General features: G+C 45.4%; 18 protein-coding genes. 5 read left to right on the forward strand and 13 right to left on the reverse strand.

Going from position 1 to position 24371, the window contains the following annotated elements:
- Window positions 1-212 precede the first annotated feature (212 nt).
- Complete coding sequence (locus tag QUB66_RS09265; protein WP_332966904.1) at window positions 213-1889, forward strand: glycoside hydrolase family 44 protein; 1677 nt, start codon at window positions 213-215, stop codon at window positions 1887-1889.
- A 91-nt stretch (window positions 1890-1980) separates the two neighbouring features.
- On the opposite strand, the gene QUB66_RS09270 is transcribed toward QUB66_RS09265, so the two are convergent.
- From QUB66_RS09270 to miaB, 5 genes are all read right to left on the reverse strand, one after another.
- On the reverse strand, window positions 1981-2853 hold the full coding sequence (locus QUB66_RS09270) for an MBL fold metallo-hydrolase (protein ID WP_332966905.1): 873 nt from the start codon (window positions 2851-2853) through the stop codon (window positions 1981-1983).
- Window positions 2854-3046: 193 nt separating this feature from the next.
- Window positions 3047-4333 (reverse strand): HhoA/HhoB/HtrA family serine endopeptidase, encoded by a 1287-nt coding sequence (locus QUB66_RS09275; RefSeq protein WP_442923267.1) that lies wholly within the window; start codon window positions 4331-4333, stop codon window positions 3047-3049.
- A gap of 553 nt (window positions 4334-4886) precedes the next feature.
- A complete protein-coding gene (locus tag QUB66_RS09280) occupies window positions 4887-5969 on the reverse strand; it encodes an AI-2E family transporter (RefSeq protein WP_265234152.1) in 1083 nt (360 codons plus the stop codon).
- Between the two features lie 503 nt (window positions 5970-6472).
- A complete protein-coding gene (locus QUB66_RS09285; protein ID WP_332966907.1) occupies window positions 6473-7537 on the reverse strand; it encodes a D-alanine--D-alanine ligase family protein in 1065 nt (354 codons plus the stop codon).
- 196 nt (window positions 7538-7733) lie between these two features.
- Window positions 7734-9074, reverse strand: a complete 1341-nt coding sequence (gene miaB / locus QUB66_RS09290) for a tRNA (N6-isopentenyl adenosine(37)-C2)-methylthiotransferase MiaB (protein ID WP_265234154.1) — start codon at window positions 9072-9074, stop codon at window positions 7734-7736.
- Window positions 9075-9274: 200 nt separating this feature from the next.
- Between miaB and QUB66_RS09295 the strand changes: the two genes are divergently transcribed.
- Window positions 9275-10147, forward strand: coding sequence for a Cfr10I/Bse634I family restriction endonuclease (locus QUB66_RS09295; RefSeq protein ID WP_332966908.1), 873 nt, complete (start codon window positions 9275-9277; stop codon window positions 10145-10147).
- Here QUB66_RS09295 and QUB66_RS09300 read toward each other — a convergent pair whose 3' ends face one another.
- From QUB66_RS09300 to nfi, 8 genes are all read right to left on the reverse strand, one after another.
- Complete coding sequence (locus tag QUB66_RS09300; protein WP_332966909.1) at window positions 10148-11368, reverse strand: DNA cytosine methyltransferase; 1221 nt, start codon at window positions 11366-11368, stop codon at window positions 10148-10150.
- 186 nt (window positions 11369-11554) lie between these two features.
- Entirely contained in the window at window positions 11555-11983 is a 429-nt protein-coding gene (locus QUB66_RS09305; RefSeq protein WP_332966910.1) for a hypothetical protein, read from the reverse strand.
- A gap of 67 nt (window positions 11984-12050) precedes the next feature.
- Entirely contained in the window at window positions 12051-12206 is a 156-nt protein-coding gene (locus QUB66_RS09310; protein ID WP_332966911.1) for a hypothetical protein, read from the reverse strand.
- A gap of 1 nt (window position 12207) precedes the next feature.
- The gene (locus QUB66_RS09315; RefSeq protein ID WP_332966912.1) at window positions 12208-14217 is read right to left on the reverse strand and encodes an FHA domain-containing protein; all 2010 of its coding nucleotides are present in this window, start codon (window positions 14215-14217) and stop codon (window positions 12208-12210) included.
- A 293-nt stretch (window positions 14218-14510) separates the two neighbouring features.
- On the reverse strand, window positions 14511-15041 hold the full coding sequence (locus QUB66_RS09320; protein WP_332966913.1) for an FHA domain-containing protein: 531 nt from the start codon (window positions 15039-15041) through the stop codon (window positions 14511-14513).
- 56 nt (window positions 15042-15097) lie between these two features.
- Entirely contained in the window at window positions 15098-16507 is a 1410-nt protein-coding gene (locus QUB66_RS09325) for an RNA-guided endonuclease InsQ/TnpB family protein (protein WP_332966914.1), read from the reverse strand.
- 1000 nt (window positions 16508-17507) lie between these two features.
- Window positions 17508-17741 (reverse strand): KGG domain-containing protein, encoded by a 234-nt coding sequence (locus QUB66_RS09330; protein ID WP_265234159.1) that lies wholly within the window; start codon window positions 17739-17741, stop codon window positions 17508-17510.
- Between the two features lie 319 nt (window positions 17742-18060).
- Window positions 18061-18714, reverse strand: a complete 654-nt coding sequence (gene nfi / locus QUB66_RS09335) for a deoxyribonuclease V (RefSeq protein WP_265234161.1) — start codon at window positions 18712-18714, stop codon at window positions 18061-18063.
- A gap of 652 nt (window positions 18715-19366) precedes the next feature.
- Between nfi and QUB66_RS09340 the strand changes: the two genes are divergently transcribed.
- The 3 genes from QUB66_RS09340 to QUB66_RS09350 all read left to right on the forward strand — a co-directional run bounded on the left by QUB66_RS09340 (window position 19367) and on the right by QUB66_RS09350 (window position 24359).
- Complete coding sequence (locus QUB66_RS09340; RefSeq protein ID WP_265234162.1) at window positions 19367-20200, forward strand: prohibitin family protein; 834 nt, start codon at window positions 19367-19369, stop codon at window positions 20198-20200.
- A gap of 270 nt (window positions 20201-20470) precedes the next feature.
- On the forward strand, window positions 20471-23479 hold the full coding sequence (locus QUB66_RS09345) for an EAL domain-containing protein (protein ID WP_332966915.1): 3009 nt from the start codon (window positions 20471-20473) through the stop codon (window positions 23477-23479).
- A 163-nt stretch (window positions 23480-23642) separates the two neighbouring features.
- Window positions 23643-24359, forward strand: a complete 717-nt coding sequence (locus QUB66_RS09350; RefSeq protein ID WP_265234164.1) for a Uma2 family endonuclease — start codon at window positions 23643-23645, stop codon at window positions 24357-24359.
- The last annotated feature ends 12 nt before the right edge of the window (window positions 24360-24371 follow it).

Below are 24371 nucleotides of genomic sequence, written 5' to 3' on the forward strand. Positions count from 1 at the left end.
CCCCCTAGCCCTCCTTAATAAGGGGGGCACAGGAAGCAATCAAAGTCCCTTTTTTACGGGGGTTAGAGACTCAACTGGGGGGCGAGAAACCCGGTTTCTATGAGATTTTACGCTTAATCACGAGAAATCTACGAATAAACCGGATTTCTGAGATCGCAAGCGCGCTGGAAAATTATTAATAAAAATCCAAAAATTCCCAAATAAAATAACCAATGAATGCAAGATTTTTGTGGCGATCGCCCTCCAAGACACCACGCTGGATTATTCTAGTATTATTAGGCGTTTTGGCGACTGTGGCAGCGACAGCAACAGCCGCCTACTTCAGAAGCGCGATCGCCCAAAACAGTGTATCTTTATCTGTAGACGTTACAGCCGATCGACATTCGATCAGTCCCGACATCTACGGTATGAACGATTTGATTGATCCATCCCTCGCCAAAGAGTTAGCAATTCCGGTAGCACGTTGGGGAGGAAATCAAACCAGCCGCTACAACTGGTTAGTCGATTCTTCCAACAGTGGCGATGACTTTTTTTTCGTAGGTGGCGGCGATAATAAAAAGCCCATTCCCGGCGATTCGAGCGACAAAATGGTCAAAACTAACCGCAATAACGGTAGCAAAAGCATCGTTACCATCCCGATGATTGGCTATGTAAATAAGTTTAGCACTTGGAACTGCGGCTTTCGAGTATCCAAATACGGCGCGCAAGAAAAAACAAATCCCTACATTTTTCCCGAAGGCGATAAGTGCGGCAACGGGAAGCGTCCCGACGGCACTTTAATTACTAATAATAACCGCCTTGATGTTAGTATTGTTAGCAATCCAGCTTTCCAGAAACCTTGGGTTAAACATTTAGTTAAAACCCACGGTACTGCTGAATCAGGCGGCGTGCAAATTTATCAAATGGATAACGAACCAAGCGGCTGGGGAAACACTCACCGCGATGTTCATCCAGAACCGATTAGTTATGACGAATTGCGCGATCGCACTTACCAATATGCGTCAATGGTAAAAGCCACAGATCCCACCGCTAAGGTACTCGGCCCCTCGGATTTCGGCTGGCCTGTTTATCTGGATTCGGGAGTAAAGGGCGATCGGGAAAAACACGGCGGTGTCTGGTTTGCGCGGTGGTACTTGCAACAAATGCGCGCTTACGAACAGCAAAAAGGTGTTCGGATTCTCGACTATTTCGACGAACACTACTATCCTGTCGTCGATGACCTCTGTGTCGCGAATTGTCCCGCCGGCGATGCTAAGACGCAAGCAGCCCGGTTGCGATCGACTCGTTCTCTGTGGGATAGCACCTACACCGATGAAAGTTGGATTGGTAAATACAATCCGCCCCTAACAATTATTCCCCGGTTTCGAGAGTGGGTAAAGCAGGATTATCCAGGTACAAAAGTCGCGATTACTGAATACAATTGGGGCGGTTTGGAGTCGATAAACGGCGCGTTGACTCAAGCCGACATCCTGGGGATTTTTGGGCGAGAACAACTCGATTTAGCGACGTTGTGGGGGCCTCCGAAGTCTTCTGAACCGGGTTCCTATGCCTTCCGAATCTACATGAATTATGACGGCAAGGGTGGTAAGTATGGCGATACTTGGGTGCGATCGCACAGCACAGATCAAGAACTTTTGTCAATCTACGGAGCCGATCGCACTAGCGACGGTGCTTTGACGCTGGTAATCATTAATAAAACCAGTCAAAACTTGACCAGCAACTTGAGTCTGAAAGGATTTAACCCAGGTGCCACAGCTCAAGTTTACAATTACAGTGAGGCGAATTTGCGGGCGATCGTCCGTCAGAGCGATTTAGGTGTCAGTGATACTGGATTCCAGGCAACTTACCCGGCTAATTCTATGACTTTGGTGGCTATTCCCAAGGCTTAATCTCCCCTCTTATTCTTAGTCCGCGCACCATCCGGACTTTGTATGTGTAGTAGCGGTTTCAACCGCCGAGTATAAAAGGGGTTTTAAACTATTAAGCATCGACCATCCAAGCAATACACTGTTGCATTTGATTTCGCATGGTTGCTCGATCGGCATTATACCTGCGGCCGTGTCCAGGCAACACCCACTCAAAGTCATAATTAGCCAAATTTTGCATAGATTTAATTTGTTCCGTCCAAGAATACCAACAGGCATTACGAAAACCAATTAGCTGCTGCAAATTGTCCGACCAAGCCAGATGATCGCCGCTAAACAAAAACTGATGATTATAAAGTAAAACTGTGTGACCTTTCGTGTGACCAGGTACGGAAATAATCAACAAATCATCTGCTATTTGATGCGGTTCGCTGCCCGATAATTGAATTTCTACATTGCGAGTATCCGCGTTAATTTCGTCAGCATGAAGAATGCGATCGCACCCAAAATGGTCGCGGTATTTTTGATGGTCTGCTACGTCGTCGCGGTGAGTCAAATACAGATAGCGAATGCCGCCCATTGCTTCTATGTTTTTGACTAGCGGCGGCACAAAACGGGGAGAATCAACTAAAATGTTGCCTTCTGGGCGGACAATTAAATAGCTAGCCGCGCCGTAGGATTTCTCGGAATGATAGCCGCAATGGTAAACATTTTCTGCTACTAACGCGGGCAAATTTTGCTGAGCTTCTTTGATGTTTTTCGGCTTTTCAACAGTGCCGATCGAACTTGTGGGACAGGACAAAAGAGCCGCGAGCGATCGCATTTCTTCAGTTTCATTAGTTGGCTGCTGGTAAACCGCAGACTGTTCTCCGGCTTGAGTAAATACTTCTGGTGCCATCCACCGACAAGTATCGCAGTCAATGCAGCTACTGTCTACATAAAAATTACCGCTGATATTTTCGGGGCGACGCAAATTTATATGAGCCATTTTTTTCACCTTTTAATCACAAATCAGGGCGAGAAGTCCACAATAGAAAAAGATCGGGGCGGCGTCGAAGCCCACCCCACAATAATTCAGCTTTCGGGGCGGCGTCGAAGCCCACCAGAATTCAACTTTCTTGTGGAACGGGCAAGATGCCCGTTCCTCAGAATACTACCAACTCAAAGTTCCAATTCTACTACTACTTCTGGCCCGCTGGAAAAGCACCCGCTTTCACCGCCACAGTCACAGGTTGTCCGCCGCGGTTCAACTCAAGCTGCATATCGCTGCCCACTGTACTTTTCTCGACAATTTGCTGTACGCTGCCAGCATCGCTGACTTCTGCACCGTTGATTTTCTTGATCACATCGGCAACGCGAATTCCAGCTTGTGCCGCCGGAGAATCTTTGGCAATTCCCAAAACTAACACGCCTTTATCTTCAGTCAGCCTCAATTTTGGGTTCGGATTTTTATTGAATTCTGTTTTGACTTCGGGAGTAATACTCAACATCCGAATGCCGAGATAGGGATGTTCGGCTTTTCCTGTTGTTACTAATTGGTCGGCAATTTGTTGGGCGCGATCGATCGGAATCGCAAAACCCAATCCTTGGGCCCCTTGAATAATCGCCGTATTCATGCCGATAACTTGACCGCGCTGGTTCAGCAAAGGCCCGCCGGAATTGCCGGGATTGATTGCAGCATCGGTTTGAATAAAGCTGACGCGCTTGTCGGGAACGCCCACATCGGCGCTAGAACGGCCTGTAGCGCTAATGATGCCCACAGTCACGGTATTGTCCAAACCCAGGGGATTGCCGATCGCGATCGCCCATTCTCCCGGCTGTATTTCTTCAGATTTGCCCAAACTCACCACAGGCAAATTGGTAGCTTCAATTTTGACAACAGCCACATCAGTAACTGTATCTACGCCTAAAACTTTGCCGACAAATTCGCGGCCATCCTTCAGTTTTACCGTCACCGTATCCGCGCCATCAACAACGTGAGCGTTAGTCAAAATGCGACCGTCGGAACCAAAAACAAAACCCGAACCCGAACCCCGTTCTACCCGATTTCCCGGTTGAATGGGAGATTCCGAACCGAAGAAGCGACGGAACTGCTCCGGGATCTCATCTGGAACTTGGTTCTTTACCGTCCGAGACGAATTGATCCGCACCACTGCCGGGCCGACTTCCTGCACAACTTTAGTAACAAAATTAGAGTCTTGAGAGGGCAGTATATTTGCAGGCAATGCTGAGATTGGTGCTGTATTTGAAGGTTCAGCTTTGATGGCGTTAGAACTTCCAGGAACTTGAGCAGTTAGGGCGTTGCAGCCGACAGTTGCGGTGGATGCGAGCAAAACTAGGGATAAAAAAGCAAGTTTTTTAGGCAAAGAAAAACCGCGAGAAGGTTGAGTTTGATTAGACTTTTGGGGGGTTGACATAGTATTAATTTGGTGAGAAAATGGGCGAGAGTTATAATTATGATCTGGCATTTTTAGCACCTACTGTAATTAAATTAGAACTCAAGGTTCTTTAATTTTAATTCAAGCATTTGTGAGATGTGCTTGACTGGTGGGGTTTACCCTACACGGTGGGGTAAAAACCGGACTGTGGCAGGCAAATTATTGATTTTAGCTGGTAAGCGCGATCGAGCTTTTGTCAGCACTGGCGAATTGCCGCAGCCTGCGATAATACAAACTACGCTAGCAGCACCGGATATTCCGCATTTCTGGCAAAATCTTCATAATATCTCTTGCAAAAGTCCTTTTAATCAAATTTTTGCACGGGCAAGATGCCCGTGCCACAAAAATATTTTTTTCTGTGGAACGGGCCGGAGAGCCCGTTCCTACCTATTTTTGCAAGAGGTCTATAATATCTCTTGCAAAAGGCGCAAAATATCTTGAAAGACATCTGCCTTGATCTGCCTTGATCTGCTGTTGAGCTATTAATCAAAAACTTATGCAATAAATCTATAGAATCAGCCCATCATGTCCGATCGATCGCAATCAAATTCGTCCTCACTACTAACGTTAATCTAAAATAGTATTATTGCTCCCTAGACTCAATGGAACTAACCGCATCAATTTCCTTCGACTTATTCCTTGAGATTTCCAAAGTATCAACAGTATTCTTAATAAAACCAGCCATCGGCACAGCAACTAACAAACCTGCTACTCCCGCCACCTTAACCCCCACCAGCAGCGCCACTAAAATCCACACGGGATTGAGGCCGATAAAACCGCCTAATAACCGAGGAGCAATCCCACTTTCAATTACTTGCTCGATTACTGTAGCGACAACTAAAACGGTGACGCCCAGCCAAAAGTTGTTTAATGTGATCAGCAAACTGACAATGCAAATACTAAAAGGTGCCCCGAAGGGAATCATCGTCATTACACCGACACCCAAACCGAACAGCAGCCCGAAGGGAACTCGCAAAATTAAAAAAGCCACAGTCATCGACAGTCCCATCAAACCCGCCAAAGTTGCTTGTCCGACGAAGTAGTTGTGGAAGCTTCGCGCCAGCAACTGTCGCAATTGCAGGCTCTGTTTGGAGGGAAACCATTTAAACAAGCCTTCCCAGACGCGATCGCCATGCAAGAGCAAGTAGAATGTTAGGACTATTGTCAGCAGAAAATTCACCAGACTGTCTGCCGCACCCAAGCCAAATTTGAGTATTTCGCCAGTGAGAGACTGCAATTGAGTTGAAAGTCGATCGCTCAATTGAGTAGTCAAACCCCTAACATCAATGCGGAGATTACGATTTTCCGCCCACTTGTGGAACGCTTCCATCTGTTCTGTACCCGAAACTATCCAAGTCGGTAATCGAGTCGCCAGTTCAGTGATTTGGTTCAGCAAAATCGGAGCCAGAGTCACACCTAAAACCACCAATATCAGTAAAGTTACCAACAATACCGCCAACACAGCCCGATCGCGTTTCAAGCCGTATTTGCGCAAAAAACGCACTGGATAATCTAGCAAAAAAGATAACACTGTAGCGATTACCAAAACTGTAACCAGCGCGCGAAAATATTCAAATACTAGGAGAGCTAACCAACAGTTGAGTACCGCTAGCGGAAATAACAATCCGTAAGTCCACCACTGCGGCAGTTTAGTCAAACGTTTCATCTAAGTTAACCGAGTTAAAATGTGAGATGCAAGATGTGAGATTGACCAAAGCACAAGGGATTTAAGCCCCCACCTTTAGGTGGATTGTTTTTAGGCTGGGGATTTAAGCCCCAACCTAAAAACTTCACTGTCAACTGTCAACTGTCAACTGTCAACTGTTAAGCTGCTATTCGCCGTTCTCCGTTAACCATTTCATTGGGCATTTAATTTATACCAGCCTGCTGAAAATCCCCAGTTTCTCGACAAACACCGGAAATAGGGCTGCTGGCAGGTAGTGCCTGCCACAACCATATTAGATCGTTTCCGCTGAGATGGATATATTACCTGCGGAATAACTAGACCTCTTGCAAAAGTCCTTTTAATCAAATTTTGGAACGGGCTCTCCGGCCCATTCCACAAGAAAAAAAAAATTGTGGGATGGGCATCTTGCCCGTCCTAGCTATTTTTGCAAGAGGTTTACTTATTTTTTGCTGTTGAGATTACAGCGGTTTGCAGCTTAAAAATCAAGCTTTTTCCCCATGCCGTTCGAGAGCTAATTGAATTAAACGGTCTACTAATTCAGGGAAAGAAATGCCGTCCGCTGCCCACATTTGGGGATACATACTGGTAGCTGTAAAGCCGGGAAAAGTGTTAATTTCGTTAATCAAAACTTCTCCGGTTGATTCAACATAGAAAAAGTCTACTCGCGCTAAACCTGCTGCATCTACAGCCAAAAATGCTTGCACAGCCATTTCTTGGATTTGCGAGACGATCGCACCGCTGACTTTTGCCGGAATTGAACACTCGGATTGTCCCTGGGTATATTTAGTTTCGTAGTCGTAGAAATCGCTTTGAAAAGTAATTTCTCCCACGGTTGAAGCTGTGGGGTTGTCGTTGCCTAAAACTGCACATTCTAACTCTCTAGCAACCACACCCGCTTCAACAATTATCCGCCTGTCGTAGCTGGCGGCGCTGTCGAGAGCGGCTTCTAATTCAGCGCGCGATCGAGCCTTAGAAATTCCCACAGATGAGCCCAAATTGGCAGGTTTGACAAAGCAAGGATAGCCCAAAGCCACTTCAATTTTGTCGCACAGTTTGGGGAAAACGCAAGGATTCGACCAGATTTCGGAACGATTGACAGCGATGTATTTTACCTGCGGCAAACCTGCGTGAGCAAAAGCCATTTTCATCGCTATTTTATCCATCCCCACCGCCGAACCCAAAACCCCGGAACCGACAAAAGGAACTTGCAATAATTTCAGCAATCCTTGCACCGTACCGTCTTCGCCGTTAGGCCCATGCAAAACCGGGAACCAAACATCTACTGCATTAAAACTGGGAAATTGGGGAGAGTCGTTTCCTTGTCCTGGTTCCTCTATTTCCAGAGGTTTTCCGGTGGCTAAGACTTGTTGAGGTAATGTTCCCGACAGCCAGCGGCCGTCTTTTTGGATGTAAAAGGGCAGAACTTCGTATTTAGAGGCATTTTCGTCAGCAGCGAGGGCGCGGGCGATCGCCCGCGCCGAACTAATCGAGACTTCATGTTCGCCCGATCGCCCGCCGAAGAGTAACCCAATCCGCATCTTCGTCATTTTTCCATACTCCCGGTACTTTTTGACAAATATACACGCAGAGAGCGCAACTAAGGCACATACGAACCGCTTTAAGACTACTTATCTCAACCCTTCCACCCTTCCTCTGTGTCCTCTGCGCTCTCTGCGGTAAAAAAATCACATCTTCTTAGAAAAGTTCACCAGTAAGCCGTCCCCTCTCTCATTCCGGTGCTATTTAAAGGATTTCCCCTGTCAAACTAAAAGCGCGAATATCTGTAATTTTCACCGGCACAGTTTTACCAGCCAATTCAGCGATATCGCCCTTAAAGAATGTGAGACGATTACCGCGAGTACGCCCCATCACCTGAGTTGGATCTTTAAGATTCTGAACTTCCACCAAAACCTCCTCAATGCGCCCGAAATAGCGCTGTGAGCGCTCCATAGCGGTTGTACTGACGACATGATTTATGCGTTGCAGGCGATCGGCCTTCACATCCTCACTCAACTGATTTTCCCACAAAGCAGCCGGCGTACCAGGGCGAGGCGAATAAGCCGCAGTATTCACCAAATCAAAACCAACATCTTCGATCAACTTCAAAGTCTTCTCAAACTGCGCCTCCGTCTCCCCCGGAAAACCCACAATCGCATCAGCCGTAATCGAAGCATCCGGCATATAACGGCGAATCATATCAACAATTCGCAGATATTTCTCCTGAGTATAACCACGAGACATCGCCTTCAAAATTTCATTATCGCCAGACTGAAAAGGCACATGAAAATGTTCGCAAACCTGTGGCAATTCCGCACAAGCCCGAATCAACCTTTCATTAAAATAGCGAGGGTGGCTAGTAGCAAATCTGAGGCGATCGACCCCAGGAACATCCCGAACAAAATAGAGCAAATCCGTCAAAGTATGCTGATTGCTGCCATCCGGTTTTGTCCCCGGCAAATCGCGACCATAAGCATCAATATTCTGCCCCAACAAAGTCACTTCCTTATAACCTTGACGGCCCAACTCCTCCATTTCAGCCCGAATAGCTTCCGGGATTCGAGACTGTTCAACCCCGCGAACATTCGGCACAACACAATAAGTGCAGCGTTCATTGCAGCCATAAATCACATTCACCCAAGCAGTCACCTTACTATCGCGACGAGGCTTAGTAATATCCTCCATAATCTCCACAGCTTCAGTCGCCACAACCTGATTTCCCTGAAAAACTTGTTCCAGCAAATCTTCAAGTCGGTTAGCGTGTTGCGGGCCCATTACTAAGTCCAATTCCGGCACTCTGCGTAATAGCGCTTCACCTTCCTGCTGCGCCACGCATCCAGCGACAACTAAAGTTAAACCGGGTTCTTTGCGCTTGCGATGAGCTTGCCTTCCGAGATTAGAATAAACTCTTTGTTCAGCATTATCGCGAATTGTGCAAGTATTGTAGAGAATCAAACTAGCTTCGTTCGGGTCTTCCGAGAACTCAAAGCCCATATTTTCCAAAATGCCAGCCATCCGTTCCGAATCGGCTTTATTCATCTGGCATCCGAAAGTAGTAATGTGATAGCGGCGGGGTTTAACGGTCATGGACAGTACAGATAATTTTTCAGTGCAGGCAGATTTTGCCATTGTGGTAATTTTTTCACCAGCAGAGATATTCTCAACCCGCTCTTACATTATAGGATAGTTGTTGTTGGAGAAACTGCTGTATTTTTGAATAAAAGAAGATACATTGCTTGTTTTGGTAACACATGGGTAACAATTTTAATTTTATAGCCTCGAAAAAAATGATTAATTATACTGAATGGTTCACGGAACACACCAATGGTAAAATTCAGATTAATAGTACAGTAATATACAAATCTTTATCCCTTGAAGTGGTCGAGATGTTAGATAGTAATTTATCTGTTAATGAAATTATTGAGTGGATCAGAAATAAGACACGAGAAGTTTTTAGCACTATCTATAATAAAAATCCTGAAGTGGGTGCTCTGAACAACGCTACAGGAAGATGGAATGAATTTATAGCAACTAGCTTGTTGTCAGAAATTGTATTGAATATAAATAAAGATAATGATGCTTGTAGCGCGGTCTTTTGTTTGCCAAACTCACAATCACAAAAAGAAGGTTCTGAGGAATCATCTTCAAAATTTGTAAGTTTATTCAAAAGTAGTGAATTTGCATCTGGAGAACCTCTAGCTAAACTTGCTCCTTTTAAAGACTATATTTTTATGCCCAGTCCTGATTATATTATTGTTGTACTTGGTAAGAGTGATGTTGCAACCTCTATTCACCATCTTTTAGAACAACAAGTAAAAATTCCTGATAATTTGGGATTGTACAAATTTTTAAAAGGAAAGTTACAATTAGAACAAGTAAAAGCGGCCGTTTCGCTTAAAACTTCAAACCGTCCAGATCGCCGATATCAACCTTTATTCGAGGCCGCTATGATTAAATCAATGGGGTATCTTTTGCATCAAAATTGGCAATATTATATGGTAGCCAGTAAGTTAACTTCTGCGGATAGGACTATATTTAGAACAGCAGTTGCTCCTCATAGTATAGCACTAGAACAAAACTTCAAACTTGTTGACGGCACATACCTGTACGCTAGAAAAACAGATTTAATACCTTTAGTTGAAGCGGCTCTTAGACAATAGCTAAGTGTATGTTTTTTCAAGAAACTTCAAAGGTAACTCTAACTGTTTATTTAGGGGAAGTGGCAGCTCATAATGCCATTGTTTTGTTTCTAAAAAATCAATAATTGTTTGAGCAATTCCTTTAGATGCTAAGTAAGGAACCCCATTTCCCACTGTTTTAAACATATTACTTAATGTCATGTTTTTTGGCAGAGCAAACTCTTTTGGCAGCGACTGAATAGCCAGTGTTTCAGCAACAGAAAGCCTGCGAACTTTGTAAGGGTGCAAGTGAACTTCGTTATTGCCGTAACAAGCTGTCGGCGAATAACGCCATCGGTGCAAACGCTTGAAAGATTTTTTTGAATCGTCTCCCTCCTCGACCTCCGCAAACCTTTTAATACCTGCTCTAGGTTGAAAATAATGTTCAGCATTAGGATGGTTGAGAACGTCATTTTTTTGAAACCAAAACTCTACCGTTAACTCTTGAGGAATGCCATCTGGACAAGGTAATAAAGCATCGCCTGCAAAGAGATTTCTCTGAGGCCAAGGATAAGCAAAAACTTCGGGTTTTGGATGTACTATTTCACTGTGCCAAGGAAATAAACTTTCCGGCAACATTGAGCTATTTTCATCTAAGGAAATTCCCAGATTTTTAATGATATTTTTTCTAAACCCAATCAAAATAATTCGGTCTCTATCTTGCGGGACACCGTATTCGATCGCATTTATTAACCTTTCCACAAAAACATATCCCGAATCAGCCAACTTAAGCTTTAGTTCGTCGTAAAAAGCTTTATGCTTTTTGGTTCTCCACAAACCTTTGACATTTTCAAACAAAAAGAAATCCGGCTGCTGCTGACAAATCAATTCAATGTACGAAGCTGAAAGTTGACCTTTATCTCCTTCCTGACCTCGGTTTTTGCCACCAATCGAAAAATCAGGACAAGGTGGCCCCGCGATAAATCCCACAATATCATGATTCTTCCGAGCATCCTGCATTAATTCCCGCAGACGAGAAGCTGGTTTTCCAGCTACAAGTCGAGTGACATCTGCTTCCTCTGCTTCGCAGTATCCGTATTCTGGTAGTGGCAAATTCAGACACTGCCGAGAGTAGCGGTATGCTTGCATAAAAGGTGGGAAAATTTCATTGACATAAGCTACATTAAAGCCGCTTAATTCAAAACCGAGGTCAAGGAATCCCGAACCGGAAAAAAACGAGAATATACAGGGAGAACGGTACATTGAATGATGCCAGCAATTTTCAACAAAGCTTATTATAAACTGTTTATGGTACGCAATGCACAATTTACTTGCGGACTTTATATCATTTCTTAAAAGCCTTAGCCGCGCGCCGGACACGGCAATGACGTTTGCCTACTGAAATAGGGGAAACCACGGGGGGATTGCCCCTACAACTCCCAACTATGCTTAAAACCATTGGCCACCTCGGAAGCGCCAGTAGGGAAATAAAATTCGCATTAGTGTTTGCGATGCCAGATAAATAGCCAGCCATACCAAACTATAATGTAAAACAAAAGCTGCCAAGTCAAAATCTTGGGCAGGTATTCCGGGCAAACCGATAATTTTGATTAAAAATAATACAAAAAGTGCTTCCCAAATCCCGGCGATCAATTGAAACGCGCCTGGCCAATCTCGATCCCAGCGAAACTTTTGGATGTAGATATATAAGACATCCCAGCCGATGCCAAAAATTGCTAAATAACCTAATATCAAGAAAAAACTTGAGCCGGATTTGGAAGTAATTAAACCTAGAAAAAAGGGTAGCGTTACTAAAAAGCCTACGGTTGCAAATAGCAATAACCGAGTTTGCCAGCGGCCGAATAAGGTGGGAGTCATTCGATTTTATATTTTGAATTTTGAATTTTAGATTGAATGGGTAAATTGTAGAATTTTGGATTTTAGATTATGGATTGAAGGCGAAGTTAGTTATCATAAGACTTTGACAATTAAAATCAGCACTACGAAGGAATTTTACCAATCTTTCCTTCTTCCTTCTTCCTTCTTCCTTCTTTCTTCTTCCTTCTTCCTTCTTCCTTCTTCCTTCTTCCTTCTTTTTCAATTTAACCGGGAGATTTATTTAAAATCCACTTTAACCATTGTACAAACGATCGCCAAACGTTCAATTTTCCAACACCCGGAGCTCCATTAGCGGCCAGACTTTCAACGGAACGCAGGGCGGCGTACTGCAATCCCAGAAAGCTGTCTACGGGCGCGTAAGGCCCGCCCAAAGTAATCGCGCCCGCTGTGTATACCCGGCCTTCTCCGTGAAGAGGGGAAGTGTTACGCAATTCGGGTACTTCAAAATCGTTGTTCACGCTCAAACGCCCCAAACCGTTGAGGGGCAGATTGTAGTGGGCTACTAAATCCTCTAACAGGGGACTGGTTTTCACCTTAGCGTCCAAACCCGTCGCGTCAATGATAAAATCAGCTTCTAACTTAATTTGCCCCTTGAGATCCTTTTCCCCAATGTAAGTCACCGTGCGGTTTTGACTGTCGCGATCGACTTTCTCGACTTCCCCGAAGGTAATTTGATACCATCCTTGACTTAAACCTTCTTTAACAATACGCCGCCAGTCGTTGCGATTGGCTGTAGTAGTGCCGCCCCAGTCGGATAGAAACTGCGGGCGCAATTCGGGTTTGGCTTTTTCCAAAAGTACGCGGAGCTCCCCGCCCCAGCAGGCTTTCGGCCAGTTGAAAGGTTGAAATTCATAGTGATTTTCGACTTGTCGCTCAGCCCGATCGAATTTGTTACCTTGAGGTTTAGCCGATCGCATCAAATGCAATACTTGAATATTGGCATTCCGTTGTCGCGCTTCATAAATCCGCTGCACCACCCGCGAAGCCACAATCCCCCGCCCTCTAATCAATACGCTGCCGCCCCTCGCTTCCAACTTTTCGTAAACACCGTCGTGGCTTTCGTAAGCGTTGACAACCGATTCAAAATCCTGAGTTTTTTCGCGATACTCTTGCAAGTCTGGCAAAAATTGAATGGCGGGATAGCCGGTGGCTAAGTGTACGTATTTGGCGATCAAAAAAGCATGATCTCGTTGGTTGGCATTCGATCGAGAATAAGCGATCGCGTACCTGCCGTCATCTGTCTTCCGAATTCCCCGCACTCTCCCGTAGCGAAACATCTGATTCCATCCGATACGCGCAGTTTCCCTGTCAATCGAATCAAACACATTCCCGGCGCGCGGCGTATAAGTTTCGGCAAAAGTCGGTTCCGCAAACACCTGCCACATCAACTTTAGCGACACAATCAACCGCCCTTTCAGCAATTCCTGCCAAGCTTCTCGCAAAGCATAGGGAGGCCAGCCCCAAATGTTGTCTGGACAAGCATCAGAATTCGATCGCAGCCGTTCGTGCAGCGGAATTTGAGAATTTAAGCATAACCGACGGTAGCGCGCGTAAGGCTGCTCTTCCATGCCCAAAACTGCAATTCGATCGACCTTAACACCGCAAATTCTCAGCAAATCCACCCAAATCAAGCTGCCCAAACCGCCACCAACAGCAGCCCAATCAACTTCTGCCACAGGGAGTCCCATCGATTGGAGCGATCGCATTGTCACTTGATTCGCGTGCAAAAATGCGATCGGCGGAAATTCTCCCTTACCCTTACTATTGGTTTGAGGAAGTGGCGACACGATTTGTGGCCACAACGCGGGGTCTAGCCCATTGGTCTGCGGGTTAAAAAAAATGTGAGAATTGACAGACTGGGTTTCTGTGGAATTAACAGCAAATGAAATGGCGATCGCACAGGGCCCAAGTTGCAGCATATCCCCATTTGCTAGGATGCACCGGGTTTGGCGGATGCCGTTGACAAAAGTACCGTTGCGGCTGCCCGTGTCAGTGACTATAATACTGTCGCCTTCGGTGGCAATCACAGCGTGAAACCGAGAAACTTGACTGCTTTTGAGGAGAATTCGAGAAACTCGTTCCCCGTTAATTGTGGTGGGCATAGCTTCAAAATTTCGTCCCAAAGCGATGGGCAATTCGAGTATCGGGGAGCGACAATCCCCCGTAGCTGTATCATTCCAAGTCAGTCGCAGGCGCAAGGGTTGAGGATTCATTATTATTTTTTAAACATCAGCCGTCGGCTTTGAGCTTTCTGCCGAAAAAGATGTTTGAATTTGAGAGATTTGATTTGAGATTTTGGATTGAATGCAATCGGGAACGACAAAATCGGGTTTTTTAATCCCTTGACTTTGTTCAAAACCTGAATCAAAGTTAAAAAATCGGTTTTTTGGGTTTTGATGTAGCAATGTGTAGGCGAAAATTAGTCGCGGGAAATGGCACAATCCTAGCATTAGCGATGTTTGATTGTCGATCGGGCGATCGTCTAATTATCCCTTTTTTTCTCCCCTCAAGGAGACAGCACCACACTCACCGCCGCCGCCAAAGAAGTGCCGCACCACGGACACCCTGCACTCAACTGCGCGTAAGGCGAAACGCGGCTGCATTTGGGACACTGCAAACCGTAGGTGGAAGGCTGCGTCGCTGGGGAAGAAATTTGCACCGGAAGCGCAGGCAGCAAAACTGTCAGTGGCGCAGCTACCTGCATCTCCGTCACCTCTACCACCTCGATATGCACTTTGCCTAAATGGATACGGCTGTCGGATTTCAATGTTGCTTCGCCCGATGCGAGAATTTTTCCGTCTACCAGGGGCGGATTGCTGGCGCGCAAATTCCGCACTGCATACTGCTGCAATTCCTGATTAAAAAATATTTCGACGTGCAACCCCGATACACTGGAATCGGAAAATACTATATCGCACTTCGCTGGGTCGCGCCCAAGTCTGACGGTTCCCGGATTTTTGCTGGGCTGTCCGTTTTGAATCGTCTGAGTTTGACGCACCCCAGCCTCTGTCCATGTTAAATTGAGCTGGTTTGTCATGGTTCTCTTGTTTCCTTAAATATTTGACACTCTCAGCGCTAAAGCGACTGAGATTCTTAAGAAATTGCTTCCTTAATATCCCTATTGCTAGGGTTCCCAAACTCACCGCGTTTACTCTTTGAGCGCGGTGATATCTTTTGGGCGTTTAGGTGTTGAACACCAAGTTTCGCGGAGTCCCCACGTACTATTGACAAAGCTCGATCTCTGATGGTTTTTGCAGCGCCAATATCGGCGTGTTCGTGATAGCCACATTCAACGCATATGAACTTTTCACCATGCCGATTGGACTTATCTGTATGACCACAATTTCTACATTCTTGGCTAGAGTGTTTGGGATTAATTTTAATTACAATTTTTCCTTGCTTTGCAGCCAGATACTCAATCTTTAAAACTAAATCACCCCAACCTGCATCAGAGATAGCGCGATTTAAACCTTTTTTCCTGGATTGCCCATTCTTGAGAAATCTACCTTTGTCAGTTTTCACCTTGCATCGGCGCATCATCCCAGAAATATTCAAATCTTCCAGGGCAATTACATCGGCGTTGCGAGACACAATCTTGTTCGCAACTTTCCACTGATAAGATTGCCGTTTATCACGGATATTTTGATGAAATTGCCCAACTCTAATAGCCGCTTTTTTGCGGTTTTTGCTACCTTTAATCTTACGGCTAACTCGCCTTTGTCTAATCCTTAAAGTACGCTTTGCCTTTTTGGTGGTTGAGAATCTGGGATTATCAATCTGATATCCATCAGACAGATGTACCAGTTTTGTAATCCCTAAGTCACAGCCAATTATTTTAGCGACATCATCAAGAGGTTTAGGGATGTAATCAGGAATAGATTTATCTTCTATTCTGATGGAAACATACCAACCATTTTGGCGCATTCTAACCGTACAAGCCTTGATGGTAAAGCCATTAGGGATGGAGCGGGAATTATGAAACCGCATCCAACCCACTTTTGGTAAGTAGATTTTACTTCCTTGTAATTTCACACCCATTACAAAAGTAAAAGATGTAAAATTACTGCGGCTTTTAAACTTAGGAAACCCTCTACCTTCAAAAAAGTTTTTGTAGGCGATATCTAATCGTTTAACATTTTGCTGTAAAACAGTTGAATCTATCCCGCCATACCAAGGTCTAGCAATCTTCAATTCTGGCAATGCTGTAATTTGAATATCTCCCGCGCTTCTTCGAGGATTTTTGACCTTGCCTTCTTTGTCAAACTTCGAGTCTTTCCAGGGATTGCCTGTGGCGCCATTCTTGCTCACAAAACTGGTTAATGGGCAAGCTTCGCTTTTGGTTCGGAGATCGGAGTAATTGCCTTGGATGAATTGCTGATTGTATTGGGTAATTCTGTCACCTAAGCACCAATTATATTGGCTTCGTAACATATCTACCCAATTCGCTATCTTTAGGCATTGTGTTTGATTAGGACGCAACTTATAGATATAGTTTGTCAGCATTTTCTCTCACCTCCTTGTTTATATATTAATGCTTTTTGTGACTTAAAACATTAAGAATTAAAAAGATTCACGGCGGTTTTAACCGCCCGTGCCGCTTACATCTCATGGCTAAAGCCGATGAGTTTTCCGCTTGCCGAACTATTTTGATAAAAATCTTACAAATAAGATAGCGGAATGCGGAAAGCGAGCGTGACTTTAGTCCGCTCGATGAAAGCGAGGCGGGGGACTTCAGTCCCCTTCAATCTTTCTTAAATTTATTCCTAAAACTACGGGAAATTTCATTAATTGTGTTACACTGTAATAGTCAAGGTTAAACTCCTTTGCCATCGTAAAACAGGACATGAGACACACTTTCAGGCATAAACCGGGGGACAAAGAGCGGAGAAAACTCTTTAAACAGCTAGAGGCTAAAAAACTAAACCTCAAACCAGTAAAACAAACTATTTCAGTATTGTTAAGTAGGGTAGGGCATACCCGAACTCGCTTGTCACTATCCTAGTACGCTTTTGGAGATAGACCCAAAGAGAGTGGCTGCGAATCAGGCTCGTTAATTGGTGGAATTCCCACGGTTAAAAGGTTTGAGTATTGCCTTTCATGACGCAACACTTAATGGTCAGTCGCTGAATTAAGAATCCCCTCGGCTTTAGCCAGGGGAGTGTCAAATCAACTCTTCAGAGAGTTTCAGGACTCACGCGCCTGGGCCCAGAAACCTGGTTTCTACGAGTTTTGGGTTTGGTAACGAGAAATCTACAAATCAACCGGGTTTCTGAGGTCAAAAGTGCGATCGCGAACTATATTCGTTAACCAAATATTTCGTGTTACAAACAAAAAAGCCCCGAAATCGGGGCTTTTTGCGATCGGATAGACTTTTCTTAAGAGATAGACTGATGTTTGCAGGCAATACAAGCTTACAAACATCTTGATCGTGATACAGCTTAAGAACGTCTTAAGAATCCCACAGTGTCAGATATTTCAGCCACTGTGCGAAGTGATCGCAGACTTAATTAGCTTCGCTTTTGCGACTTTTCCGGCCGCCTTCGCGACCAATTTGAGCCATGTGTTCCCGATTTCTGCTGACAGCTTCGCCGCCTTTTTGACCAGCTTCTCTCGCTTCTTCCGAAGTAAATTCGTGGGCAGTTCCTTTAGCGTGTGCAGCTTTGCCGCCTTTGCTAGCAATTGCGCGCTGTTTTTCTGCGTCCATAGATGCGAATCCGCGTTTGCTTTTCTCAGCCATGACTGTCTCCTTGTTGTTTTTCTGAATTTTTACAAATGTGAACTAAAAATAGTTCACGCCCGGACACTGTAGTTAGATCCGCCAAAGTTTAAGCAGGTTACTGTCTTTCAATCATTCTACAAACCTTCCAACTTTTATACCTCTTTCTCAGGTATAGTTATTCTTTGGTTCGCTGGAAGGATGGAACGGAAAGCTGATTGGCGATCGACTCACAGGATTTTTTGACTTAACGGGGACACTTCAAAAATTTAAAGTCCAAAGAGGGATGCTTTTTTGTCTTTTGACTTTTCCTTTTTTTGCTGCCTTCCGGGCCCGCCAGTTATCCCGATGTTAGGTGATCTGCCGATCGAGTTGTTTCTGGCAAGCGATATCTCGGCGCACAGAGCAGGACGTACTCGATCACCTTTATCAAGTTTACCCGATGACCGATCGATACATAAATCGGTTTTATCCCAGTTTGCGTCCTTAACGCTGCACCTACCGTTGATCCCTCGTGCAGCAAGGGCTGCCAACTGCCCCGGTCTAACCCTACTTCTGAATGTTCTCCGATGAATCTAGTTTTGGCAACTCCGATCGTGGCAATTCCTGTCAAAACTCCCAAATGGCAAGCAAGACCGAACCTGCGGGGATGGGCTAGTCCTTGACCGTCGCACAATATCAAGTCTGGTCTCAAACTGATATTTTCTAAAGCGTCGAGGACTGCCGGCACTTCTCGAAAAGACAGGAAACCGGGAAAGTAAGGAAAAGCTGTCGGACTGCGAACCACAGACTGCTGCTGTAATTGCAAGTCGGGAAAGCTCAGAACTGTTACAGCGGCCCGCGATACGCTGTCTACACTGTCGTAGCCGACATCTACGCCTGCGACATACCGAACTGTCTCAAGTTGATTTTCGGTAATTACCTCTGACCGGAGCTGTTCTTGAATGGCGATCGCCTCTTCAATTGTTTTGGGCCAAGGGTGTCGCTGCCACATTAGATATCTTTATTCAACCGTTCTCATCTAAGTTTAACTTATTTTCTGCCATTTTTCATCTCGGATTTTGATCGTTGGTCGCTATAAATTCACCACTCGTGTAATGAGTCTCTTTTTATACTCGCAAGGCTTGAGTAAGGCGGGCCCAGACCGATTCTACAAATAGAGTCTGATGTTCTCCGGCTGCAATTCTATTTTTCGCTGGTGCTTGCACCAACCCCAATACGGTTTCACCCGCGCCAACCTCCAATTTTTCTCTAAAAATTCACAAAAATTACCTGTTCGAGCCGGATTTTTGAGCTTTCCCAAAAGCTTTTGAGCTTCGATCGCCCTTTGATAGCTTGTTGGAGAGCGATCGAGCTATCTATTCAGTTTTTCATATAAAATTATTCCCGTTGTCAAGACATTGAAACATTTATTCATCAATAAATTAAATCTGGTACAAGTGCCATAATTAATATCACAACATCAAGCTACCGGGAATATTATGCTTTTTGCATTTTAGAGGCTATCTGACCGGGAAATTTATATGAGTTTCATGAATCAAATAAATTAATTTATGAGTTGTTGCACCATTAATATAAAGTTATTATATTAGATAATAGCGAAGAGACAACTCACATCATGTAACACAACATAGGTAAATTAACATATGAAAACCCTGCCAAGTGTTCGGTACAACCTCGCTCTCTACATCGTCGGTGGCATCGTCTTCATCATCGCCGCCTTAATTTTCAAACCTTTTGCCATCGTCGGCGCAGGGGAACGCGGCGTCATGATGCGTTTCGGCAAAGTTCAAGACACGATTTTAGATGAAGGCATCCACCCGATTTTACCGATTGTCACCTCTGTCAAAACTCTCAGCGTGCGGGTACAAAAAACCGATGTGAAAGCAGATGCAGCATCCAAAGATTTGCAAAGCATTACTACAGATTTGGCAGTCAACTGGAATGTTGACCCCGCAAAAGTTAATCAAATTTTCCAACAAGTAGGAGATGAAGAACAAATTGTTGCCAGCATTCTGAACCCGGCTATTTCCGAAGTTCTCAAAGCAGCAACTTCTAAAAAAACCGCCGAAGAAATTATCACTAAGCGCACCGAACTTAAAACAGAAATCGACAACAGCCTCAAAAAGCGCTTGGAACCTTACGGCGTAATTGTCAGAGATGTTTCGTTAATAGATTTTGGCTTTTCTCCAGAATTTAGCAAAGCCATCGAATCCAAACAAATAGCAGAACAAGAAGCCAAACAAGCAGAATTTACAGTGAAAAAAGCAACCCAAGATGCTCAAGCTGAAATTAACCGTGCTAAAGGCAAAGCTGAAGCTCAACGCTTGCAGCGACAAACTTTAACAGCCGAAATTTTGCAGCAGCAAGCGATTGAAAAATGGAACGGCCAGTTTCCGACAGTAATGGGAGGAGGGGGAACTTTGCCGTTAATTAATATTGCGCCGCCGAGTTCTCAAGCTGCAACTCCTGCTAAATAAGCTGCTGCGGATCATGATTGCCAGCTCGCGGGGAGAAGGGGAGAGGGGGAGAGAGTCTGAGGGGGATAAGAATAGAGGGTTTTTCACTGCGGAAGTGAAGATGTGCTTTTTGTAACTGTCGGCACAGCAAGCGCAGAAAATACAACTAACAACTAACGAGAAATCCCGCTTAGTTAAAGGCCAAGATGCAATCTACGTTCGCGAGTCCTGAAAAACGTTAAAGTAATAAACAACTCGGAAATTGTCAAGGTTTAGTTGAAAGTTTGGCTGATGGGAAATCGGAATAACCAGTCAATTTATAATTTAGGTGAAGTGGGGGACGTAGCCGATCGCGATACGACTTCAGAATCACTGTGGCTGCGCGATCGAGCTTTGGCAGCTACTAGCAGCGGTATTATCATTGCTGATGCCATCGCACCAGGCTGTCCGATACTTTATTGCAATCGGGCCTTTGAGCGGCTTACGGGTTACTCCGCCGATGAAGTCTTGGGGCGCAACTGCCGATTTTTGCAAGGCCCCGATACCGATCGCGCTACCGTAGCTAAGATCCGCGACGCCTTGCGCCAAGGTCGAGAAATCCAGGCAACAATCAAAAATTATCGCAAAGACGGCACTCCTTTTTGGAACAAATTGTCCCTATCTCCCCTGCGAGACGACAGCGGTAATTTGACTCACTTTGTAGGAGTTCAGTCGGACTTGTCCGAGCGCATAGAAATCCAGGAAGCTTTGCAGCAAGCTAACGACCAACTGCAAACGATTTTGGAAGCAGTTCCGGGAACAGTGTCTTGGATTAGCTCAGATTTGCGCTATTTGGGGGCTAACCAGCACTTAGCCAAACTGCACGGTTTGCCGCCGTCGGCCTTTGTCGGTCAAGATATCGGTTTTCTGGGCGCTAGCGAGGATTTTCACTCTTTTTTGGTGGAGTTTTTTGCCGGCGACGCTACGGAAGCGGTTAAAGAACTCAGCGTTAAGGTGAAAACGGAGGGGGGACAGTCGGCGGGACATTATTTGATTGTGGCTCAAAAGTACGATCGGGGCAATTCAGCTTGTCTGGTAGGAATTGATATTACCGAGCGCAAGCTGGCAGAAGAAGCTCTAGTGCTGACTCGCAAGGCGGTGGAAAGTTCGAGCGACGCGATCGGCATCAGCGATGTTTCGGGCACTCACATCTATCAAAATCCAGCGTTTTCTCAGCTATTTGAATGGGACACCGCAGAGGAATTTAAACTAGCTGGAGGTATACCGGCAGTTTTTGCAGACTCTGCCGTCATCGCGGAGGTACTCGACACGATCGCCCTAGGTTATTCTTGGTCTGGTGAAGTTACCAACCGCACAAAAAGCGGCGAAATTTTGCAAGTGCTGCTGCGGGCCGATGCGATTAAAGACCCGACAGGGAAAATTGTCGGTCTGATTTACATGAATACCGACATTACCGATCGCAAGCGCACGGAACAAGAACTGCGGAAAAGCGAGAAGCGTTTTCGATCGCTGATTGAAAATGCTAGAGATATTATTGTAATTCTCGACGACAAAGGCTTTTGCCGCTATGTCTCTCCTTCGCTAGAGCGGATTTTGGGCTACCCGACGGCGGAAGTGCTCGGCCGCTCTGTATTTGACTTGATTCACCCCGATGAACTGCCGATGGTGACTCAAGTGTTCAAAAGTATCATCCAAATGCCCAAAGTTGGCATGGGATTGGCGGAATACCGAGTGCAGCACAAGGACGGTTCCTGGTGCGCGTTGGAAGCGGTGGCGACGAATTTGCTCGACGAACCTTCGGTGCGGGGAATTGTGGTCAACTGTCATGATGTGACTGAACGCAAGGTAGCTGAAGACCAATTGTTGCACGATGCTTTGCACGATGCGCTGACGGAGTTGCCGAACCGCGCTTTGTTGACTGACAGGTTGGAGCAAGCTTTTGCCCGCGTCAAACGGCATCCGAGCTATCAGTTTGCGGTGCTGTTTCTGGATTTGGACAGGTTTAAGGTGATTAATGACAGCCAGGGACACGGCACGGGCGATCGGCTGTTGGTGGCTGTGGCCCGCCGTCTCTTGACTTGTTTGCGCCCTGGCGATACGGCGGCTCGTCTGGGGGGAGATGAGTTTGTGATTTTGCTGGAGGAAATTCAAGGTGTTGATGAAGCCATCGCCCAAGCAAAGGAAATTCACAAGGCGATCGAACGACCGCTTTTTTTGGAAGGTCATAAAGTTTTAATTACTGCTAGTATCGGCATTGCTTTGAGTACCGAAAAATATCAGTTACCTGGAGATATTTTGCGCGATGCTGATATTGCGATGTACCGGGCAAAAGCTCTCGGTAAAGCTCGCTACGAAGTGTTTACGAGTGCGATGCACACTCGCGCGGTGGCTTTGATGCACTTGGAACACGATTTGCGGGAGTCGGTTGATGAACTGAATTGGAAATATTCGATCGTGGATTTCGGAGGTGGCCAGGTGGGGGAAAATTCACCTATCAGCGAAATCGACTGGAAGTTGGGGCATCCAAAATTGCAATTTGATCCTCCTAAATTGGAATGTCCTTTTACTGTTTATTATCAGCCGATAGTTTGTTTGAAAACTGGCTCAGTGATCGGATTTGAGGCGCTGGTGCGCTGGCTGCACCCGGAACGCGGTTTAGTTTCTCCGATGGAATTTATTGCGATGGCGGAGGAAACTGGGTTAATTCTGCCTTTGGGTTTGTGGGTTTTGAGCGAAAGCTGCCGCCAAATTATTAAATGGCAGAGTTTGAATTTGCCAGTGGGAAATTCGCGGCTGACAGTGGCAGTAAATCTTTCGGGGAGGCAGTTTTCGGAGCCGGAGTCGATCGAGCAAATTAAGCAAGTTTTGCAGGAAACGGGTGTTGATGCTCGCTGTTTGAAGTTGGAGATTACTGAGACTGTGGTAATGGAAGATGGGGAAGCGGCGGTGGCGATGCTTTTGCAGTTGAGAGAGTTGGGGATCGGGCTGTGTATTGATGATTTCGGTACTGGTTATTCGTCTCTGAGTTATTTGCACAGGTTCCCGATTAATATTTTGAAGGTCGATCGCTCTTTTGTCAGTCGCATCGGGGAAATGGGCGAAAATTTGGAAATCGTGCGGGCGATCGTCATGCTGGCGCGCAGTTTGGGGATGGAGGTAGTCGCAGAAGGTCTCGAAACCCCCGTTCAATTGGCTCAACTGCGGGCGATCGGCTGCGAGTACGGTCAGGGGTACTTTTTCTCTAGACCTCTCAACAGTGAGGCAGCTACGGCCCTATTGAGGCGATCGCCCAAATGGTGATCTCAAGCAAATATTCAGTTTGGAACTTGACAAATATTAAAATTATTACGGTGTGCGGTTGTTGGATAGTCGATCAGGGCGATCGATCTTTTCCTAACAAATGCCTTGAGTGTTAACATTAAAATTAAGTATAATAGCAAACTATCGAGATAGGAAAAAATATATGTCTCAATCTGTTGTGCCAGCAGTCGAAGAAAAAGTGTTCGATACTTCGCCCACATTAACCTTTGAAGAGTACAAAGTTTATCAAAGCAATGATGATGTAAAATATGAACTGTACAAAGGCAAATTAATACCAATGGCAACGGCTAGCGCATTACATACAAGCATCTGCGAATTTTGGGTTTACAAATTGCAGCGTTACCTAGCTGAACACAATCTCGATGTAGTAGTAAAAACTTCCGTAGGAGTCAGAACAGAAGATGCGACATCGCGAATTCCCGATGTAGTTGTCTGCACAGAAAGTTTGTGGCAACAAGCTCTAGCAAGACCCGGTTCCGGCATCCTTGATTTTGATGAAACACCGTTATTAGTAATAGAAGTGGTGAGCAAAGATCGGCGGGCAGATTATGTACTTAAACGAGGAGAGTACGAACTAGCTAACGTGCCGGAATATGTGATTGTCGATCCAGCCGAAAATAGACAGCGGGTGCGAGTTATGGCATTTCTCGAAGGTGATGACATTTATACAGAACTAAATTATTTACCTGGTGAGGAAATGGTATCTGTAGTATTTCCCAATCTGAGATTATCAGTCAATGAAATATTATGTCCGCCATTGGTGGAAGGGTTGATTAAGGAAGAACAAGCGCGATTGCAGAAGGCTGAAAGATTGGCGGCGAGGTTGCGGGAATTAGGCGTAGATCCTGATTCTGTGTAGGATATTGGATAA

Origin of the sequence: Microcoleus sp. A2-C3 (assembly GCF_036706065.1) — a bacterium.
In the GTDB taxonomy this organism is placed as follows: domain Bacteria; phylum Cyanobacteriota; class Cyanobacteriia; order Cyanobacteriales; family Microcoleaceae; genus Microcoleus.